This is a genomic window from Mycobacterium sp. (assembly GCF_036273375.1).
In the GTDB taxonomy this organism is placed as follows: domain Bacteria; phylum Actinomycetota; class Actinomycetes; order Mycobacteriales; family Mycobacteriaceae; genus Mycobacterium.
The window spans coordinates 1-16,580 of the sequence record NZ_DASUHS010000174.1 but is presented as its reverse complement, the minus strand read 5'-3'; the positions used below and the strand labels follow the sequence as shown (position 1 = coordinate 16,580).

General features: G+C 67.7%; 16 protein-coding genes. 4 read left to right on the top strand and 12 right to left on the bottom strand.

Features of this window, described 5'->3' with window-relative positions:
- Positions 1-45: 45 nt before the first annotated feature.
- On the top strand, positions 46-738 hold the full coding sequence (locus VFW69_RS16440; protein WP_526502565.1) for a VTT domain-containing protein: 693 nt from the start codon (positions 46-48) through the stop codon (positions 736-738).
- A 21-nt stretch (positions 739-759) separates the two neighbouring features.
- Here VFW69_RS16440 and VFW69_RS16435 read toward each other — a convergent pair whose 3' ends face one another.
- The 8 genes from VFW69_RS16435 to clpB all read right to left on the bottom strand — a co-directional run bounded on the left by VFW69_RS16435 (position 760) and on the right by clpB (position 9,998).
- A complete protein-coding gene (locus tag VFW69_RS16435; protein ID WP_526502564.1) occupies positions 760-2,112 on the bottom strand; it encodes a 3-oxoacid CoA-transferase in 1,353 nt (450 codons plus the stop codon).
- Complete coding sequence (locus VFW69_RS16430) at positions 2,109-3,248, bottom strand: glycoside hydrolase family 76 protein (RefSeq protein WP_526502563.1); 1,140 nt, start codon at positions 3,246-3,248, stop codon at positions 2,109-2,111. The genes VFW69_RS16435 and VFW69_RS16430 overlap by 4 nt, the downstream gene beginning before the upstream one ends.
- Positions 3,249-3,296: 48 nt before the next feature.
- Positions 3,297-3,944 (bottom strand): TrmH family RNA methyltransferase, encoded by a 648-nt coding sequence (locus VFW69_RS16425; RefSeq protein WP_526502562.1) that lies wholly within the window; start codon positions 3,942-3,944, stop codon positions 3,297-3,299.
- Positions 3,941-4,843 carry a hypothetical protein gene (locus VFW69_RS16420; RefSeq protein WP_526502561.1) on the bottom strand — a complete coding sequence of 301 codons (903 nt, stop codon included), beginning with the start codon at positions 4,841-4,843 and terminating at the stop codon, positions 3,941-3,943. The genes VFW69_RS16425 and VFW69_RS16420 overlap by 4 nt, the downstream gene beginning before the upstream one ends.
- A 228-nt stretch (positions 4,844-5,071) precedes the next feature.
- On the bottom strand, positions 5,072-5,611 hold the full coding sequence (gene pyrE, locus VFW69_RS16415; RefSeq protein WP_526502560.1) for an orotate phosphoribosyltransferase: 540 nt from the start codon (positions 5,609-5,611) through the stop codon (positions 5,072-5,074).
- Positions 5,598-6,374, bottom strand: coding sequence for an SDR family NAD(P)-dependent oxidoreductase (locus tag VFW69_RS16410; RefSeq protein ID WP_526502559.1), 777 nt, complete (start codon positions 6,372-6,374; stop codon positions 5,598-5,600). Before VFW69_RS16410 ends, pyrE begins: the two co-directional genes overlap by 14 nt.
- A gap of 45 nt (positions 6,375-6,419) precedes the next feature.
- Positions 6,420-7,298 carry a trehalose monomycolate transport factor TtfA gene (gene ttfA, locus VFW69_RS16405; RefSeq protein ID WP_526502558.1) on the bottom strand — a complete coding sequence of 293 codons (879 nt, stop codon included), beginning with the start codon at positions 7,296-7,298 and terminating at the stop codon, positions 6,420-6,422.
- Between the two features lie 153 nt (positions 7,299-7,451).
- Positions 7,452-9,998 carry an ATP-dependent chaperone ClpB gene (gene clpB, locus VFW69_RS16400; protein WP_526502557.1) on the bottom strand — a complete coding sequence of 849 codons (2,547 nt, stop codon included), beginning with the start codon at positions 9,996-9,998 and terminating at the stop codon, positions 7,452-7,454.
- A 120-nt stretch (positions 9,999-10,118) separates the two neighbouring features.
- Here clpB and VFW69_RS16395 point away from each other — a divergent pair, with 120 nt between their 5' ends.
- The 3 genes from VFW69_RS16395 to VFW69_RS16385 are packed head-to-tail and all read left to right on the top strand — an operon-like array spanning position 10,119 to position 12,681.
- Complete coding sequence (locus tag VFW69_RS16395) at positions 10,119-10,562, top strand: DUF3060 domain-containing protein (RefSeq protein WP_526502556.1); 444 nt, start codon at positions 10,119-10,121, stop codon at positions 10,560-10,562.
- A 32-nt stretch (positions 10,563-10,594) separates the two neighbouring features.
- Positions 10,595-11,776 (top strand): FAD-binding oxidoreductase, encoded by a 1,182-nt coding sequence (locus tag VFW69_RS16390; protein WP_526502555.1) that lies wholly within the window; start codon positions 10,595-10,597, stop codon positions 11,774-11,776.
- Positions 11,777-11,778: 2 nt separating this feature from the next.
- A complete protein-coding gene (locus VFW69_RS16385; RefSeq protein WP_526502577.1) occupies positions 11,779-12,681 on the top strand; it encodes an aldose 1-epimerase in 903 nt (300 codons plus the stop codon).
- Positions 12,682-12,802: 121 nt separating this feature from the next.
- On the opposite strand, the gene VFW69_RS16380 is transcribed toward VFW69_RS16385, so the two are convergent.
- The 4 genes from VFW69_RS16380 to dnaK form a co-directional block, all read right to left on the bottom strand.
- Positions 12,803-13,186: a heat shock protein transcriptional repressor HspR gene (locus VFW69_RS16380; protein WP_526502554.1), complete on the bottom strand. Its 384-nt coding sequence runs from the start codon at positions 13,184-13,186 to the stop codon at positions 12,803-12,805.
- Positions 13,186-14,364, bottom strand: coding sequence for a molecular chaperone DnaJ (dnaJ, locus tag VFW69_RS16375; protein WP_526502553.1), 1,179 nt, complete (start codon positions 14,362-14,364; stop codon positions 13,186-13,188). Before dnaJ ends, VFW69_RS16380 begins: the two co-directional genes overlap by 1 nt.
- A gap of 50 nt (positions 14,365-14,414) precedes the next feature.
- The gene (grpE, locus tag VFW69_RS16370; protein WP_526502552.1) at positions 14,415-15,065 is read right to left on the bottom strand and encodes a nucleotide exchange factor GrpE; all 651 of its coding nucleotides are present in this window, start codon (positions 15,063-15,065) and stop codon (positions 14,415-14,417) included.
- Positions 15,062-16,580 (bottom strand): molecular chaperone DnaK (gene dnaK, locus VFW69_RS16365; protein ID WP_526502551.1); only part of this gene is annotated, 1,519 nt, incomplete at its 5' end. The genes grpE and dnaK, both read right to left, overlap by 4 nt.

The window sequence follows — 16,580 nt, the reverse complement described above, 5'->3', positions numbered from 1 at the left end:
GGCGTCGTGCGGGCCGTCGTCGTTTCGCCGGTATGTTGAGGGATCATGAGCACCGCCGTGACGGCCCTGCCCCACATCTTCGACCCGATGTATTGGTTGGGCGCCAACGGCGTCTTCGGGTCCGCGGTGCTGCCCGGCATCCTGATCATTGTCTTCATCGAGACCGGGCTGCTGTTTCCGCTGCTGCCCGGCGAATCGCTGCTGTTCACCGGCGGCCTGCTGGCCGCGCACCCGAACCCACCGGCCAGCATCTGGGTGCTGGCCCCGGCCGTCGCCACCGTGGCGATACTGGGCGATCAGACGGGGTATTTCATCGGCCGGCGAATCGGCCCGGCGCTGTTCAATAAGGAAGACTCCCGGTTCTTTAAGAAGCACTACGTGACCGAGTCACACGCGTTCTTCGAGAAATATGGGCCCTGGGCGATCATCTTGGCCCGGTTCGCGCCGTTCGTGCGGACGTTCGTCCCACCGGTCGCCGGGGTCTCCTACATGCGCTACCCGGTGTTTCTGGGCTTCGACATCGTCGGCGGCATCCTCTGGGGCGGCGGTGTCACGCTGGCGGGCTACTTCATGGGCAACGTGCCGTTCGTGCACCACAACCTGCAGAAAATCCTGTTGGCCATCCTCCTCGTCTCCCTGATGCCGGCGTTCATCGCCGCCTGGCGAAGCTATCGGGGACGACGGCGCACGCAGAGCACCGACGACCGGGAAGCCGAACGGCTGCCGGCAGCCGAGTAGCCGGCCGCGGCAATCGAGGGGTCAGACCGCGACGTTGAAGTCGCAGCCCGTACTGGCGCGAACTTCCTCGACCGTGACGCCGGGCTGCAATTCGGTGAGCACCAGCCCCTGTCCGGGCTCGACGTCGAAAACGCACAGGTTGGTGATGATCATGTCGACGACGTTCTTACCGGTGAGCGGCAGCGTGCACTGGCTCAGAATCTTCGGGCTGCCGTCTTTCGCGGTGTGGTCCATCAGCACGATCACGCGCTTGACCCCGGACACCAAATCCATTGCGCCGCCCGGTCCTTTCACCATCTTGCCTGGCACCATCCAGTTGGCCAGATCACCGTTCTCCGCGACCTCCAGGGCGCCCAGGATGGACAGGTCGATGTGGCCGCCGCGGATCATCGCGAAGGAATCGGCACTGCTGAAGAAGCTGGACCCGGGCAGGCTGGTGATGGTCTGCTTGCCCGCGTTGATGAGATCGGGGTCGACGGTGTCCTCGCTCGGGTAGGCCCCGATGCCGAGCAAGCCGTTCTCCGATTGCAGCGTGACCTTGATGCCATCGGGGATGAAGTTGGCCACCAACGTCGGAATGCCGATGCCCAGGTTCACATAAAAGCCGTCGCGCAATTCCTGGGCGGCGCGCTGGGCCATCCGCTCACGGATGGGGCTGTCGTTCTTCAGCGCCGCGCCGCCGCTCGTGGTGCGGAACTCGATGCGTTTCTCGTAGCCGGTGCCCACGATGATGCGGTCGACGTAGATACCGGGGGTATGGATCAGATCGGGGTCCAGCTCGCCGACCTCGACCAGCTCTTCCACTTCGGCCACGGTGATCGCGCCGCAGGTGGCGATCATCGGGTTGAAGTTGCGCGCCGTCTTGCGATAGACGAGGTTGCCGGCGGTGTCTCCCTTCCACGCCTTGACGATCGCCACGTCGGCCCGAATGCCTTCTTCCAGAACGTATTCGGTGCCGTCGAAAACCCTGGTGTCCTTGCCTTCGGCGAGGTTGGTGCCGAAGGCCGTGCGGGTGTAGAAGCCGGGAATGCCCGCGCCGCCCGCGCGCAGCTTCTCCGCGAGCGTGCCCTGCGGCGTCAGCACCAAATCCAGCTCGCCGGCCAGCACCTGGCGTTCGAACTCCTTGTTCTCGCCGACGTAGGAGGCGATCACCTTCTTCACCTGCCGGCCCTTGAGCAGCAGCCCCATGCCGAAATCGTCTACGCCGGCGTTGTTTCCGACGATGGTGAGGTCCTTGATGCCGCTGTCGACCAGAGCCTGGATCAGCTTCTCGGGGATACCACAAAGACCGAAGCCGCCCGCGGCGATGGTGATGCCGTCCTTCAGCAGGCCGTGCAGGGCCGAATCCGCGTCAGGGTGGACCTTATTGCTCACAGGGTGCTCCTGTCCTCGTGCGACGACTCGGCGGAGACGTTACAGGCGGCCTCCATGAGCATCCACCCCGACAGCTGCACCGACAGGTCTCGTTCGGCGACCTCGGACGCCATCACGGCGCCCTCGACGAACTCCGCCTCTTTACCACCCGCCGTCGGCAACTGGGCGTCGCGGTCCCAGAACGGGCCGAACACCGGCAGTCCGGCCACCGCTTGCCTGTTGTCCCAGGCCGACTTCGCGCTGGCCAGCACGATCTGTCGCGCGGTGTCTCGCGCCAGCACGTCGTCGGCCGCCTCCCCCGGCAGCGTGGTGGCCACCACCGCCAGGTATCGGGCGGTCACCCCGGCGAACAGGCCGCCGTCCCCGCCACCGGCGCCGGCCAGCACGCCCGCCGGCGCCATGTGTTCGGCCACGGCCGCAACCAGCCGGTGCACCCTGGCGGCGTGGCGCTGCCTGACCTCGACGGCGGTGCGGGCGGCCAGCTCGGTCTCCAGCCCGAGGACCACGCCCTGGCAGTAGGTGTACTGCGCGCGCACCAGCGAGCCGGCTTTGATGCCGTCGAACACCAGGTGCGTCTCCGGGTCGATCAGCGTCTGGTCGATCCAATTGCCCATCTGCTCGGCACGTTTCAGATGATCTCCGTAGCGCGCGAGGAAGATTCCCGCGGGGCCGTTGGCCGGGGCGTTGAAGAACTGGTCCTGCTTACGCCACGGGATACCGCCGCCATCCTCGGGCACCCATGCCCTGACGAATTGGTTGGCGAGCTTGGGCAGTGCGCGGCGGCGCTCGACGCCGGCGATTCGGGCGGCACGTTCCAGCGCCAGCGCCAGCCAGGCCATGTCGTCGTAGTAGCTGTTGATCCACGAGAAGTTGTTGCGCAGCCGGTGCGAGCGGACCTGCCGGTTGATCTCGGTGTGCCGGTGCGGCTGCGGATCGCGCGCCTCGGCGTCGACCAGGCAATCCAGCAGATGGGCCTGCCACCAGTAGTGCCAGGTGCCGAACCAGCGGTCACGCCGCGTTGGCGGCCAGGCCACCACCCCCAGCTGAGTGGCGGGCAGTCCCCACAGCCGCTTCAAGTGTCGTTGCGTGACAGCGGCTTCGCAGCTGGCCGCGCGGTTGACCCAGAGCTGATCCATACCTGTCGATCCTGCCCCACGCGGTTGAGTGTCGGTCCAGGACGTCGATCACCAGGCGCGGGACAGATCGGCGTGCTGCTTGACCCAGGCGTGCATGGCGATGCCGGCGGCGACGCCGGCGTTGATGCTGCGCGTCGAGCCGAACTGCGCGATCGACACCGTCAGCCCCGCGCCCGTGCGGGTGTCGTCGGTGATGCCCGGCCCCTCCTGGCCGAACACCAGTAGGCACTCGCGCGGCAGCGCGGCCTCCTCCAGGCGCGCCGCGCCCGGGACGTTGTCCACTGCGACCACGGTCAGGCCGGCGTCCGCCGCGAAGCCCAGCATTTCGGCGGTGCTGTCGTGGTGGCACAACCGCTGATAGCGGTCGGTCACCATGGCGCCGCGGCGATTCCAGCGGCGCCGCCCCACGATATGCACGGTGTGCACCGCGAAGGCGTTGGCCGTGCGCACCACCGAACCGATGTTGGCGTCGTGACCGAAGTTCTCGATCGCCACGTGCAGGGGATGCCGGCGCCGGTCGATGTCGGCGATGATCGCTTCCCGGGTCCAGTACCGGTAGGCGTCGACGACGTTGCGGGTGTCGCCTTCGCGCAACAGGACTGGGTCATACCGCGGGTCGTCGGGCGGCTCGCCCGGCCACGGCCCGACGCCGGCCGGCGGTGTCGTCGCCCATTCGGTGGGGCCGGGTCCGCTCATCGCGGCGTCCACACGCCGGCGTGCGTGCCGTCGATGGCCAGCGTCGCGTAGAGCAACGCGTCGTTGATCTCGCCCTGGGTGCACAGCGACGCGTTGACGTGCACCGCGTCCAATGAGGCGTCGGGCAGGATCAGCACCGAGTACCCGTACGTCGCGCAGGCCGGGTTGAGTCCCGGGGCGGGCAGGGTCGGCGATGTCAGCAGCATCATCGGGCCGCCGCGCTTGGCGGACTCGTCACGATAGCGGGCCGCGACGGCCGTGGCCTCCAGCCCCAGCAGCATGTAGCCGTTGCCGGTGAACGCTCCCGGATCACCCAACTGCGCTTTGGTCACCGGGTTGCCGTCGGCCCGCCACGCCGACAGGCTGGCGGTCTTTACCGCCAGGCCGCCGCTGTCGTTGGCGTTGGTCGGCAGCAGTCCGACCGGGAAGGCGACCGGGTAGGCCGACGAGCTGTCCGGGATCCGGTCGCGAGGCGAGTAGCCGTAGATACCACGCACCTGACTTCGATCCTTCAGCGGCCCAAGGCAAACCGTGCCCGTGAGCCGGTCACGCGGCGCCGAGAGCGGCGCGCGGATGTCACGCACGCTGGTCTTCGCAGTGTCACAGCTGCCCAGCCCGGCGACCTCCATGGGGTGGGCCAGCGCGCCATAGAGCCCAAAGCGGATGTCTTCGGGTTTGGCGTGCGGATCCTTGGCCGAGGTCGGGCTGGCGTCGACGTCGACAAGCACGTAATCGCCGTCCCAGCGCAGATTCGACACCGACATGTTCCAGCCGAGCAGGGCCAGCGATTCGCCGAGCCGCGCACCCTGGGCACCGTAGGGGCGCACGGGTTGGCTGGAAGACGAACAGCCGGCCAGACAGGCCACTACGCACGCGACTATCGCAAGGACGGTACGCATAATTCAGCGGCTCGAGGTCAAGCCGAGGCGCCGCTGCCACGTCGGCCCCACGTGGAACCGCAGTCCCTGCCGGAAGGAATGCACGAATTGCCCGCCTTCCAGCGACAGCTCGCGCGCCCTCGCGCTACCACGTTCTTGTCGCTGTGAGGCGGGCACAACGAACATTGCCCGCGCCAGCGACCCCCGCGGCACATGTGACAAGTGGTGCCTACGAAAACCCGCCGCCAACTAGCTCAGCCCCAGATCGGCGAGGCCGAGCACACTTCGGTAGGGCAGCCCCTCGGCCTCGATGGCCTCCGCCGCGCCGGTGGCGCGGTCCACCACGGTGGCCACCCCCACCACTTCTCCGCCGGCCTCCTGGACGGCGTGCACCGCGGTGAGCGCCGAGTTGCCGGTGGTGCTGGTGTCCTCGACGACCAGCACCCGCTTGCCGGAAACCTCGGAACCTTCGATAAGGCGTTGCATCCCATGGTTTTTCGCCGACTTACGCACAACGAAGGCGTCGATCGGGCGACCCGATGCGTGCATGACGGCGGTGGCCACCGGGTCGGCCCCGAGGGTCAGGCCGCCGACCACGTCGTAGTCCCAGTCGCTGGTCAGTTCGCGCATCAGCGCGCCGATCAATGCTGAGGCGCGGTGGTGCAGCGTGGCCCGGCGCAGGTCGACGTAGTAGTCGGCCTCCTTGCCGGAGGACAGCGTGACCCGCCCGTGCACCACCGACAGGCGTGACACCAGCTCCGCCAACTCTTCGAGGTCAGGTCCGGCCACGACCACTCCCGATTCGTTTGGTGACCGCCCGCATCAGGGTCCGCGGCATCAGGCGCTCGGCGGCGATGATCGCCTTGTATTGCAGGCCCGGAATGCTGATCACCTTGCCGCGGGCGATATCGGCCAGGCTCTGGCCAACCACGTCGTCGACCTCGAGCCACATGAACGACGGCGACTTGGCCATGTCGATCCCGGCGCGGTCGTGGAATTCGGTGCGCACGTAGCCCGGACACACCGCGTGCACGGAAACGCCGGTGCCCTGCAGGCCGACGGACAGGCCCTCGCTGAACGAGATCACCCACGCCTTGGACGCCGAGTATGTCGACCCGCGACCGGGCACCAGCCCGGCGATGCTGGCGATGTTGATGACGGTGCCGGCGCCGGCTTCCAGCATGGCCGGCAGGGCCGCGCGGGTGAGGTGCATGACCGCGGTGACGTTGACGTCGAGCTGGGACTGCAGCAGCGCGGGATCGCTGGACCAGAAGTCGCCGGAGGTGCCAAAGCCGGCGTTGTTCACCAGGACGCGCACTCCCCCGGCGGCGAGCCGGTCGCACACCCGTTGCCGGCCCGCGGCATCGGCCAGGTCGGCGGACAGGATCTCGACGCTGCCGGAGTGTTCTTGCAGTTCGTCCGACAGCCTGGTCAAGCGATCGACGTCGCGGGCGACCAAGACCAGGTCGTAGCCGTCGCTGGCGTAGCGTCGCGCGAACCCGGCGCCGATTCCGGACGTAGGCCCGGTGATCAGGGCTACGGGGCGGGGCATGAGCGACATCCTAATGACGGCGGCTTCATCGGCCGCCGCCCGCCGTCAGCGCTGATAGTTGCTGGCCTGCTGGCCGTTGCGTCCGGAGGGAGGTGGGCGGCGGACGGTTTCCGAGCGCCCATCGGACCGAGGCTGGTCGCGGCGCACCGGATCGGCGGCGCGACGACCGGGCTGAAGGTCGGGGCCGATCAGCCCCGCCACGTCCTGCTGCGCGCGGCGGGGCGGCAGCTCGGCGCGGCCCGCCGGCGCCAACGGCCGGCTGGGTGCGGCGGTGCGCGGACCCGACGGCGCCCCGGTCTCCTGGGGTGTCTCCTCGGGCAGCGGCGGCAGCACCCGCAGCAGGTCGTTGAACTGGCGGACGGTGCGCAGGCCCTCGTCCCACTCGGTGCGGGTGCTGGTGATCGGCATGGCGACCAGCGTCCAGTTCTGCTCGTTCCACATGATCTCCGCGCTGTCCGGAGCGGTGTGCGCGAACGTGACCATGCGGCGGTCGCAGGCCCGCCGGGCGGCGTCCAGATTGGTGGAGTACACCATCCGCGGCCCTATCGCACCCAACAGCCAAATGTCGCTTTCCCGTGGCTCTTTGAGCCCCTTGAGCCGCAGGTCGACCACGACGTTGGTACCCACCTTGCGGTGCAGCGCGATGACGGTGGCGACCTCTTCCAGGTCGAAGATGTAGACGGCCTCGCCGCGGATCTGACCCAGCACCACGTTCTGGGCGGCGACGTCGCCGACGGTCGACATCACGCCACGCTTCCAGCGCTTGAGGATGTCCGCTGATTCACGCTCGTAGTCGAACCCGTGCGACCGCGCCCACGACCTGCGGCGCCTGCTGCGCCCGCGCCGCCGATCGATGTCGACGTACAGCAACACCCCCGCACCGACAAAGCACAGCGCGGAGAGCGTGAACCAGAGGGGGACCATCCAAAACAGGGTATCTGCTATTGGCCCGGAACACAGAAGGCGACCAGGTCACAACCCAATCAAGGTTTGCTGCGCCCACCTGCCCCGCCGAGCGTCGACTTGTTGGGCGATTTCGGGTGAAATGCCGACAACAAGTCGACGCTCGAGCGCGAGTCAGCCCAAAATCAGCGAGTCGCCGTCGGGGCTGACGTTCACCGGAACGGTGTCACCGTCGTGCACGTCGCCGGCCAACAACAGCTTGGCCAGCTGGTCACCGATGGCCTGCTGCACCAGGCGACGCAACGGCCGCGCGCCGTAGATCGGGTCGAATCCGCGGTGCGCCAGCCACTGCTTGGCGGGCAGCGACACCTCCAGCGTGAGGCGGCGCTGAGCCAGCCGCTTCTGCAGCTGGGCCAACTGGATGTCGACGATCTGCACCAGCTCACCGGGCTCCAGGCCGTGGAAGATGATCACGTCGTCGAGCCGGTTGATGAACTCCGGCTTGAATGCCGAGCGCACCGCGGCCATCACCTGCTCCTCGCTGCCACCCGATCCCAGGTTGGAGGTCAGGATCAGGATGGTGTTGCGGAAGTCGACGGTGCGGCCCTGCCCGTCGGTCAGCCGGCCCTCGTCGAGCACCTGCAGCAGCACGTCGAACACGTCCGGGTGCGCCTTCTCGATCTCGTCGAACAGGATCACCGTGTACGGGCGCCGCCGCACCGCCTCGGTCAGCTGACCGCCCTGGTCGTAGCCGATGTATCCGGGCGGGGCGCCGACCAGCCGGGCCACCGAGTGCTTCTCGCCGTATTCGCTCATGTCGATGCGGACCATCGCGCGTTCGTCGTCGAACAGGAATTCGGCCAGCGCCTTGGCCAGTTCGGTCTTCCCCACGCCGGTCGGCCCGAGGAACATGAACGATCCGGTGGGCCGGTTGGGGTCGGCGACGCCGGCCCGGGAACGCCGCACGGCATCCGAGACCGCCGTCACGGCCTTCTTCTGGCCGATGACGCGCTGGCCCAGTTCGTCTTCCATGCGCAGCAGCTTGGCGGTCTCGCCCTCGAGCATGCGGCCGGCCGGGATGCCCGTCCACGCCGACACCACATCGGCGATGTCGTCGGGACCGACCTCCTCCTTGAGCATCACGTTTTCGCGGGCCTGCGCCTGCGGCAGCGCGGCGTCGAGCTTCTTCTCGACCTCGGGAATGCGCCCGTATCGCAGTTCGGCCGCCTTGGCCAGGTCGCCGTCGCGTTCGGCGCGCTCGGACTCCCCGCGCAACGTGTCCAGCTGTTCCTTGAGCTCGCGCACGACGTCGATCGCGCTCTTCTCGTTCTGCCAGCGGGTGGTCAGCTCGGACAGCTTCTCCTTCTGGTCGGCCAGCTCGGAGCGCAGCTTGTCCAGCCGCTCCTTGGACGCCTCGTCCTCTTCTTTGGCCAGCGCCATCTCTTCGATCTCGAGCCGTCGCACCAGCCGCTCGACCTCGTCGATCTCGACGGGCCGGGAGTCGATTTCCATCTTCAGGCGGCTGGCGGCCTCGTCGACCAGGTCGATGGCCTTGTCCGGCAGGAAACGCGCGGTGATGTAGCGGTCGGACAGCGTCGCGGCGGCCACGAGGGCCGAGTCGGTGATGCGCACCCCGTGGTGCACCTCGTAGCGGTCCTTCAGTCCGCGCAGGATGCCGACGGTGTCGTCCACCGAGGGCTCGCCCACCAGCACCTGCTGGAACCGGCGCTCCAGCGCGGCGTCCTTCTCGATGTACTTGCGGTACTCGTCGAGCGTGGTGGCGCCGACGAGCCGCAGCTCGCCGCGGGCCAGCATCGGCTTGATCATGTTGCCGGCGTCCATCGCGCCCTCGCCGGTCGCGCCGGCGCCGACGATGGTGTGCAGCTCGTCGATGAAGGTGATGATCTGTCCCGCGGAGTTCTTGATGTCGTCGAGAACGGCCTTGAGGCGTTCCTCGAACTCACCGCGATACTTCGCGCCGGCCACCATCGATCCCAGGTCCAGGCTGATGACGGTCTTGTCGCGCAGGCTCTCGGGCACGTCGCCGGCGACGATGCGCTGGGCCAGGCCCTCCACGATCGCGGTCTTGCCGACGCCGGGCTCACCGATCAGCACCGGGTTGTTCTTGGTGCGACGGGACAGGACCTGCACGACGCGGCGAATCTCGTTGTCCCGCCCGATAACCGGGTCGAGTTTGCCTTCGCGGGCTCGCTCGGTGAGGTCGGTCGAGTACTTCTCCAGCGCCTGGTAGGTCGCCTCCGGTTCCGGGCTGGTGACCCGGCCACTGCCGCGCACTTTGACGAACCCGTCGCGCAATGCCTGGGGCGAGGCGCCGTGGCCGGTCAGCAGCTTGGCGACGTCGGAGTCGCCGGTGGCCAGGCCGACGAGCAGATGCTCGGTCGAGACGTATTCGTCGTTCATCTCGGTGGCCAGTTGCTGCGCGGTGGTGACGGCGGCCAGCGACTCGCGCGACAGTTGCGGTTGCGAGCTGGCGCCGCTGGCCTGCGGCAGCCGCTCCAGCACCTGCTCGGTCTCGGCGCGAATGGTGGCCGGGTCGACACCGACGGCCTCCAGCAGCGGCGGGGCGATGCCGTCCGCCTGCGTCAGCAGCGCCATCAGCAGGTGCGCGGGCCGGATCTCGGGGTTACCGGCGGCCGAGGCCGCCTGCAGCGCCGAGGTCAGCGCCGCTTGGGTCTTGGTGGTCGGGTTGAAAGCGTCCACGACACCTCCGTTCGTAGTAGAAAATGCTTGTCCGCATGTTCAACGCCGTCAAGGTTGAGTCTGTTCCGCTCAAGTCTACTGAGTTTTGGGCGATATGGTCTTCGGGGTACCCCCGTATCGATGACGCAGACGACGCAGCACCCCGACCACGCCGGCACCGATTTCGCCAGACCTTCGCGCCGCGTTCCGCAGGCCTTCTGGCTCGCCGCGGTGGCCGCCGGACTGGCGCTCGCGGGCCTGGTAATGGTCGGGTTGCACACCGATCCCGCCGGCGGCAGCCCGTCGACCACGGTCCCGGAAGCCGGCACGCTGCAGGTCAGCGGGACCGGCACGACGAAGACGATCCCCTGTCACGCCGGCTATCTGTCGGTGAGCGGGAAGAACAACGCCATTACCCTCACCGGGCACTGCACCAGCGTCAGCGTCTCCGGCAGCGGCAACCGCGTCGCGGTCGACAGCTCCGATGCGGTGAGCGCGTCGGGGACCGGCAACGTCGTCCTGTATCACTGGGGTTCACCCAAAATCGACAACGTCGGGACGGCCAACATCGTCCGACAGGGCTGAGTCATCGGCGGCCGAGCCTAGAATCGGGGCCCGTGGGCATGGACGACGTCGACGCACTGCGGGTGCTGCGCGATGCCTTCGCACCCGAGGAGTCGGGCCAAGTCGGTGATTCCGGTGGGATCGTCCACCGCTTCTACAACCATTGGTTCGCCCTCGACGGGTCGGTGCGCGACCTGTTCCCGCCCGAAATGGCCGCCCAGCGGCGAGCTTTCGGCCACGCGTTGCACTGGGTGTACGGCGAGCTGGTCGCGCGGCGCACACAGGAACCCGTGGCATTCCTGGCCCAACTCGGCCGCGATCACCGCAAATACGGCGTGCTGTCCCCGCAATACGAGACGTTGCGGCGGGCGTTGCTGACGACGCTGCGCGCCGCGCTGGGTGCGGCCTGGACCGACGCCCTCGACGAGACGGCCAGGCAGTCGCTGAACCTGATCACCGGGGTGATGGGCGGCGCCGCGGACGCCGAAGAGGGGCCCCCCTGGTGGGACGGCACCGTCATCGAGCACATGCGGGTGTCGCGGGATCTGGCGGTCGTCCGCCTCCAGCTCGATCAGCCGATGCGTTATCACCCCGGCCAGTACGTCAACGTCCACGTGCCCCAATGCCCGCACCGCTGGCGATATTTGAGTCCCGCGATTCCGGCCGACCCGAGCGGCGGGATCGAGTTTCACGTCCGCCTGGTCCCCGGCGGCTTGGTCAGCACCGCGATCGTCAACGAAACGGGCAGGGGCGACCGGTGGCGGCTATCCAGCCCGCACGGCGGCCTGCGGGTCGACCGCGACGGGGGTGACGTGCTGATGGTTGCCGGCAGCACCGGCCTGGCGCCGCTGCGGGCGCTGATCATGGACCTGGCCCGGTTCGCGGTGAACCCGCGGATACATCTCTTCTTCGGCGCCCGATACCGCTGCGAACTCTACGATCTGCCGACGCTGTGGCAGATCGCCTCCCACAATCCGTGGCTGTCCGTATCGCCCGTCTCGGAGTACAACGGCAACCCGTCGTGGGCCGCCGACTATCCCGACGTCACGCCACCGCGCGGCCTGCACGTGCACCAGATCGGGCGACTGCCCGAGGTCGTGACAAAGTACGGCGGCTGGGGGGACCGGCAGATCCTGGTCTGCGGGGGGCCGGCGATGGTCAGCGCCACCAAGGCCGCCCTGACCGCCAAAGGGGCTCCGCCCGAACACATTCAGCATGACCCGCTATGGAGGTAGCCATGCACGTCATCACCCTGCGCGATTCCTCGGCGCCGGTGGTTGCGCAGTTCGTCCCCGAGGCGGGGATGATCGGCACGTCGCTGCGCGACGCCGGAGTCGAGCTGCTGGGCCAGCGCCGCGGCCTGGACGCCTACATCTCGGACGGCAAGACGATGGGGATCCCGATTCTGTATCCGTGGGCAAACCGATTGGGCGAGAACACCTATACGGCACAGGACCTCACCGTGACCCTGGCGCCGGGAGAAAACGGTGTGCGCGCCGACCCCAACGGGTTACCCATCCACGGCGTCTTGGCCGCCTACCCCGGGTGGCGGGTGACGGCCGAGACCGCCGACGAGCTGACCGCCGAACTGGATTTCGGTGCCGATCCGCGATTACTGGCCAGCTTCCCGTATCCGCATGTGCTGACGCTGACGGCGCGGCTGAGCGACCGGACGCTGACGGTCCGGACCACGGTCACCGCGACCGGCGACCGTGCGGTGCCCCTGTGCTTCGGGTTCCATCCCTATCTGCAGTTACCCGATGCGCCACGGGCCGACTGGATCATCGAGACGCCCCCGATGCGGCATCTTGGCCTCGACGGCAAGGGGCTACCGACCGGCGACTCGAAGCCACAGCCGGCACGGGAAGAGGCGTTGCGCGACAAGGCTTTCGACGACGCCTATGACCAGGTAGCCGAAGGTTCGGTGTTCGCGGTGTCCGGCGGCGGACGTCGCATCGAGGTGCATTTCGAGCACGGCTATCCCGCGGCACAGATCTTCGCGCCACCGGCCGAGGACGCCGCAAAGGCGATCGTGTGCTTCGAGCCCATGACCGCACCGACCGACGCGCTGCGCCGGGGCGGCTACCGCTGCGCGCGACCAAACGAACCAGCGGTCACGCAGTTTTCCATTCGAGTGTGAGCACAATGCTGATGACCTTTGCGGTCATGGGATGAAAACAAAAAGCGCTAGCGGATGTGCTAGCGCTTTTGGTGCGATGTGGTCCACCGAGCGAATCACTTGCGGCGCAGCGTCTCCCGCGTCAGCGTCCCCGGCGAGGCTGCCACACCACCAGCGCGGTGCTCTTGGGCACCACCGCCAAATCGCGGCGCTGGCTGGCCCGCGTCTGCGACAGCTCCTCGGTCAACTCCTTGAGGCGGGCCTGCAGCGCCTCTACCTGATTGGTCAGCTCGATGATCCGTTTGATGCCGGCGAGGTTGACCCCCTCGTCCTGCGAGAGCCGTTGCACCTCACGCAGCAGGTCGAGGTCGTGCTCCGAATACCGCCGTCCCCCACCGGAAGTCCGGCGCGGGCTGACCAGGCCGAGGCGGTCATAGGTGCGCAGCGTTTGGGCGTGCATGCCGGCCAGCTCGGCGGCCACCGAGATCAGGAAGGTTCGGGCATCCTCTTTGCGGTTCTTAGCCATCAGCGATTACCTGCCCATCCGGCCCGGGGGTCGAAGCCGCTGGAACGCTCCGCAGCGGCGTAGGACTCCAGCGCCTCCTGGGCTGCACCCTCCAAATTGGGTGGCACCGCGACCTTTACGGTTACCAGCAAGTCCCCGTTGCCCCCGCTGCGTTTGGGCACGCCACGCCCGCGCACCCGCAGGATGCGGCCGTCGGCGGTGCCCTTGGGCACCCGGACACCGACTTTGCCATCCAGCGTGGGCACCGAAATGGTTGAGCCCAAGGCCAACTCGGTGAAGCTGACCGGAACGGTCACCGTGAGGTCGTCGTCATCGCGTCCGAACACCTTGTCCGGGCGCACATGCACCGTCACGTACAGGTCACCCGACGGCGCACCGCGCAACCCCGCCTCGCCCTGGCCGGGCAGCCGGATGCGCTGTCCGTCTTCGACACCCGGTGGGATCCGCACATTGATGGTGCGGGTGCGGGTGGTGACGCCGGTGCCCTTGCACTCGTCGCAGGGGTGCTCGATGATCGAGCCGCTGCCCCGGCAATCGGTGCACGGTTCGGAGAAACCGAACGCACCCTGGTTGCGGTTGATCACGCCGGAGCCGTTGCAGGTGGGGCATACCTTCGGGCTGGTGCCGGGCCGCGCGCCACTGCCGTGGCAGTTGGTGCACGGCGCAGGACTGGTCAGCCGCAGCGGCATCGCCACGCCCTTGGCGGCCTCGACGAAATCCAGCTGGGTTTCGGTCTCGAGATCGTTGCCGCGGCGCGGCCGGCTGGGACGGGCGCCCGAACCGCGCCCGAACAAGCCACCGAACAGATCACCGATGTTGGTGCCGCCGCTTCGGCCGGCGGCATCGAACAAATCGTTGAGGTTGAACTCAGCGCCGTCACCGCCGACGTTGAAGCCCCCGAACCCGCCGCTGTCGAACCGGCGCCCACCGAAAGCACCGCCGGCGAACAGCCTTCGGGTTTCGTCGTATTCTTTGCGCTTGGCCGGATCCGACAAGACGTTGTGCGCCTCGGAGACCGCTTTGAATCGTTCGCCGGCGGCGGGGTTGTCGGGGTTGGCGTCCGGGTGCAGATCGCGCGCCAACTTGCGATAGGCGCGTTTGATCTCTTCGGGACTGGCGTCAGAGGAGACGCCCAGCTCCTTATAGAAGTCCTTTTCGACCCATTCACGCTGGGCCATGTCGCGTCACCCCCTCACCATTCTCTCTTTTGTTGTGCTGATTGTGTGGTCTAGTCACCGGATGTGCCGGCGTTATCGTCCGATTCGGCCGGCTCGGTTTCCTCAGCCGCCGCGGCGGACTGCCCGGTGGCGGCGGCTGCGGCGCCCTCGTCTTCGACCGTGTCGACGACGCCGACCAGAGCGTGGCGCAGCACCTGATCGCCCAGCTTGTAGCCCTGTCGCAGGACAGTGCCGATCACCGGTCGGGAGCCGTCACCTTCGTGCTGGACGGCTTCGTGGAGCACCGGGTCGAAGTCCTCGCCCTCCTCGCCGAACGCCGACAGGCCGAGGCCGGTCAACGCGCTTTCCAGCTTGTCGGCAACCGACTTCAGCGGTCCGGACTCCAGGTCGCCGTGCTTGCGCGCCCGGTCGAGATCGTCCAGCACGCCCAGCAATTGGTTGACGACGGCGGCCTTGGCCCGGTCCGCCGCGGCCTGCTGGTCGCGCAGCGCCCGCTTGCGGTAGTTGGCGAAGTCGGCCTGCACCCGTTGCAGATCCGCGGTGAGCTCGGCGACTTTGCCCTCGGCTTGGCCCGCCGGTTCGCCGGCCGGCGCCCCTCCCGGCGCGTCGCCGGGAGGGACCTGCCGTACTTCACCGGTCTCAGGGTCGATTCGCCGCTTGTCGGTGACTGTCACCTGTTCCTGTGGGTTGCTTTCCGTCACTTGGACTCCCGGTCATCGTCGACCACCTCCGCGTCCACGACGTCGTCAGCGGAGCCAGACGCGCCGCCCGCCTCGCCGCCACCGGCCTGGTCGCCGGCGCCCTGGGTGGCCTCGTAGATCGCCTGTCCGAGCGCCTGGGATTCCTGGCCCAGCTTCTCCATCGCGGCCTTGATCGCGGCGATGTCGGTGCCGCCCAGGGCCGTCTTGGCCTCGGCGATCGCGGCGTCGACCTTGGACAGCGTGTCCTCGGGGACCTTCGAGCCGCCCTCCGCCTCGCGCTGATCATTGACGAATTTCTCCGTCTGGTAGACCAGCGATTCGGCCTGGTTGCGGACGTCGGCCTCTTCGCGACGCTGACGGTCCTCCTCGGCGTGTGCCTCGGCGTCCTTGATCATCCGGTCGATCTCCTCCTTGGACAGGCCGGAGCCCTCCTGGATTTTGATCGTGTTCTCCTTGCCGGTGCCCTTGTCCTTGGCGGTGACGTGCACGATGCCGTTGGCGTCGATGTCGAACGTGACCTCGATCTGCGGGACGCCGCGCGGAGCCGGCGGGATGCCGGTCAGCTCGAAGGAGCCGAGCAGCTTGTTGTGCGAAGCGATTTCGCGCTCACCCTGATAGACCTGGATCTGCACCGACGGCTGATTGTCGTCGGCCGTGGTGAAGGTCTCCGACCGCTTGGTGGGGATGGTGGTGTTGCGTTCGATGAGCTTGGTCATCACGCCACCCTTGGTCTCGATGCCCAGGCTCAGCGGCGTGACGTCAAGCAGTAGAACGTCTTTCACCTCACCCTTCAACACACCTGCCTGAAGCGCCGCTCCGACCGCCACAACTTCGTCGGGGTTGACGCCCTTGTTGGGCTCCTTGCCACCGGTCATCTCCTTGACCAGTTCCGACACCGCGGGCATGCGGGTGGAACCACCCACCAGAACCACGTGGTCGATCTCGGAGACCGAGATACTGGCGTCCTTGATCACGGACTGGAAGGGCTTGCGGGTGCGGTCCAGCAGATCCTGTGTGATGCGCTGGAATTCGGCGCGGGTCAGCTGCTCGTCAAGGAACAGCGGGTTCTTGTCCGCGTCGACGGTGATGTAGGGCAGGTTGATCGAGGTGCTCTGCGAACTCGAAAGCTCGATCTTGGCCTTCTCGGCGGCCTCACGCAGCCGCTGCATCGCCATCTTGTCCTTGGTCAGGTCAATTCCGCTGGTGCCCTTGAACTTGTCGACCAGCCACTCGACGACGCGGTCATCCCAGTCGTCGCCACCGAGGTGGTTGTCACCGCTGGTGGCGCGGACCTCGACCACACCCTCGCCGATCTCGAGCAGCGAGACGTCGAACGTACCGCCACCGAGGTCGAAGACCAGGATGGTCTGTTCATTCTCGCCCTTGTCCAGGCCGTAGGCCAGTGCCGCGGCGGTGGGCTCGTTGACGATACGCAAAACGTTGAGGCCGGCGATCTGGCCCGCCTCCTTGGTCGCCTGACGCTGGGCGTCGTTGAAGTACGCCGGCACGGTGACG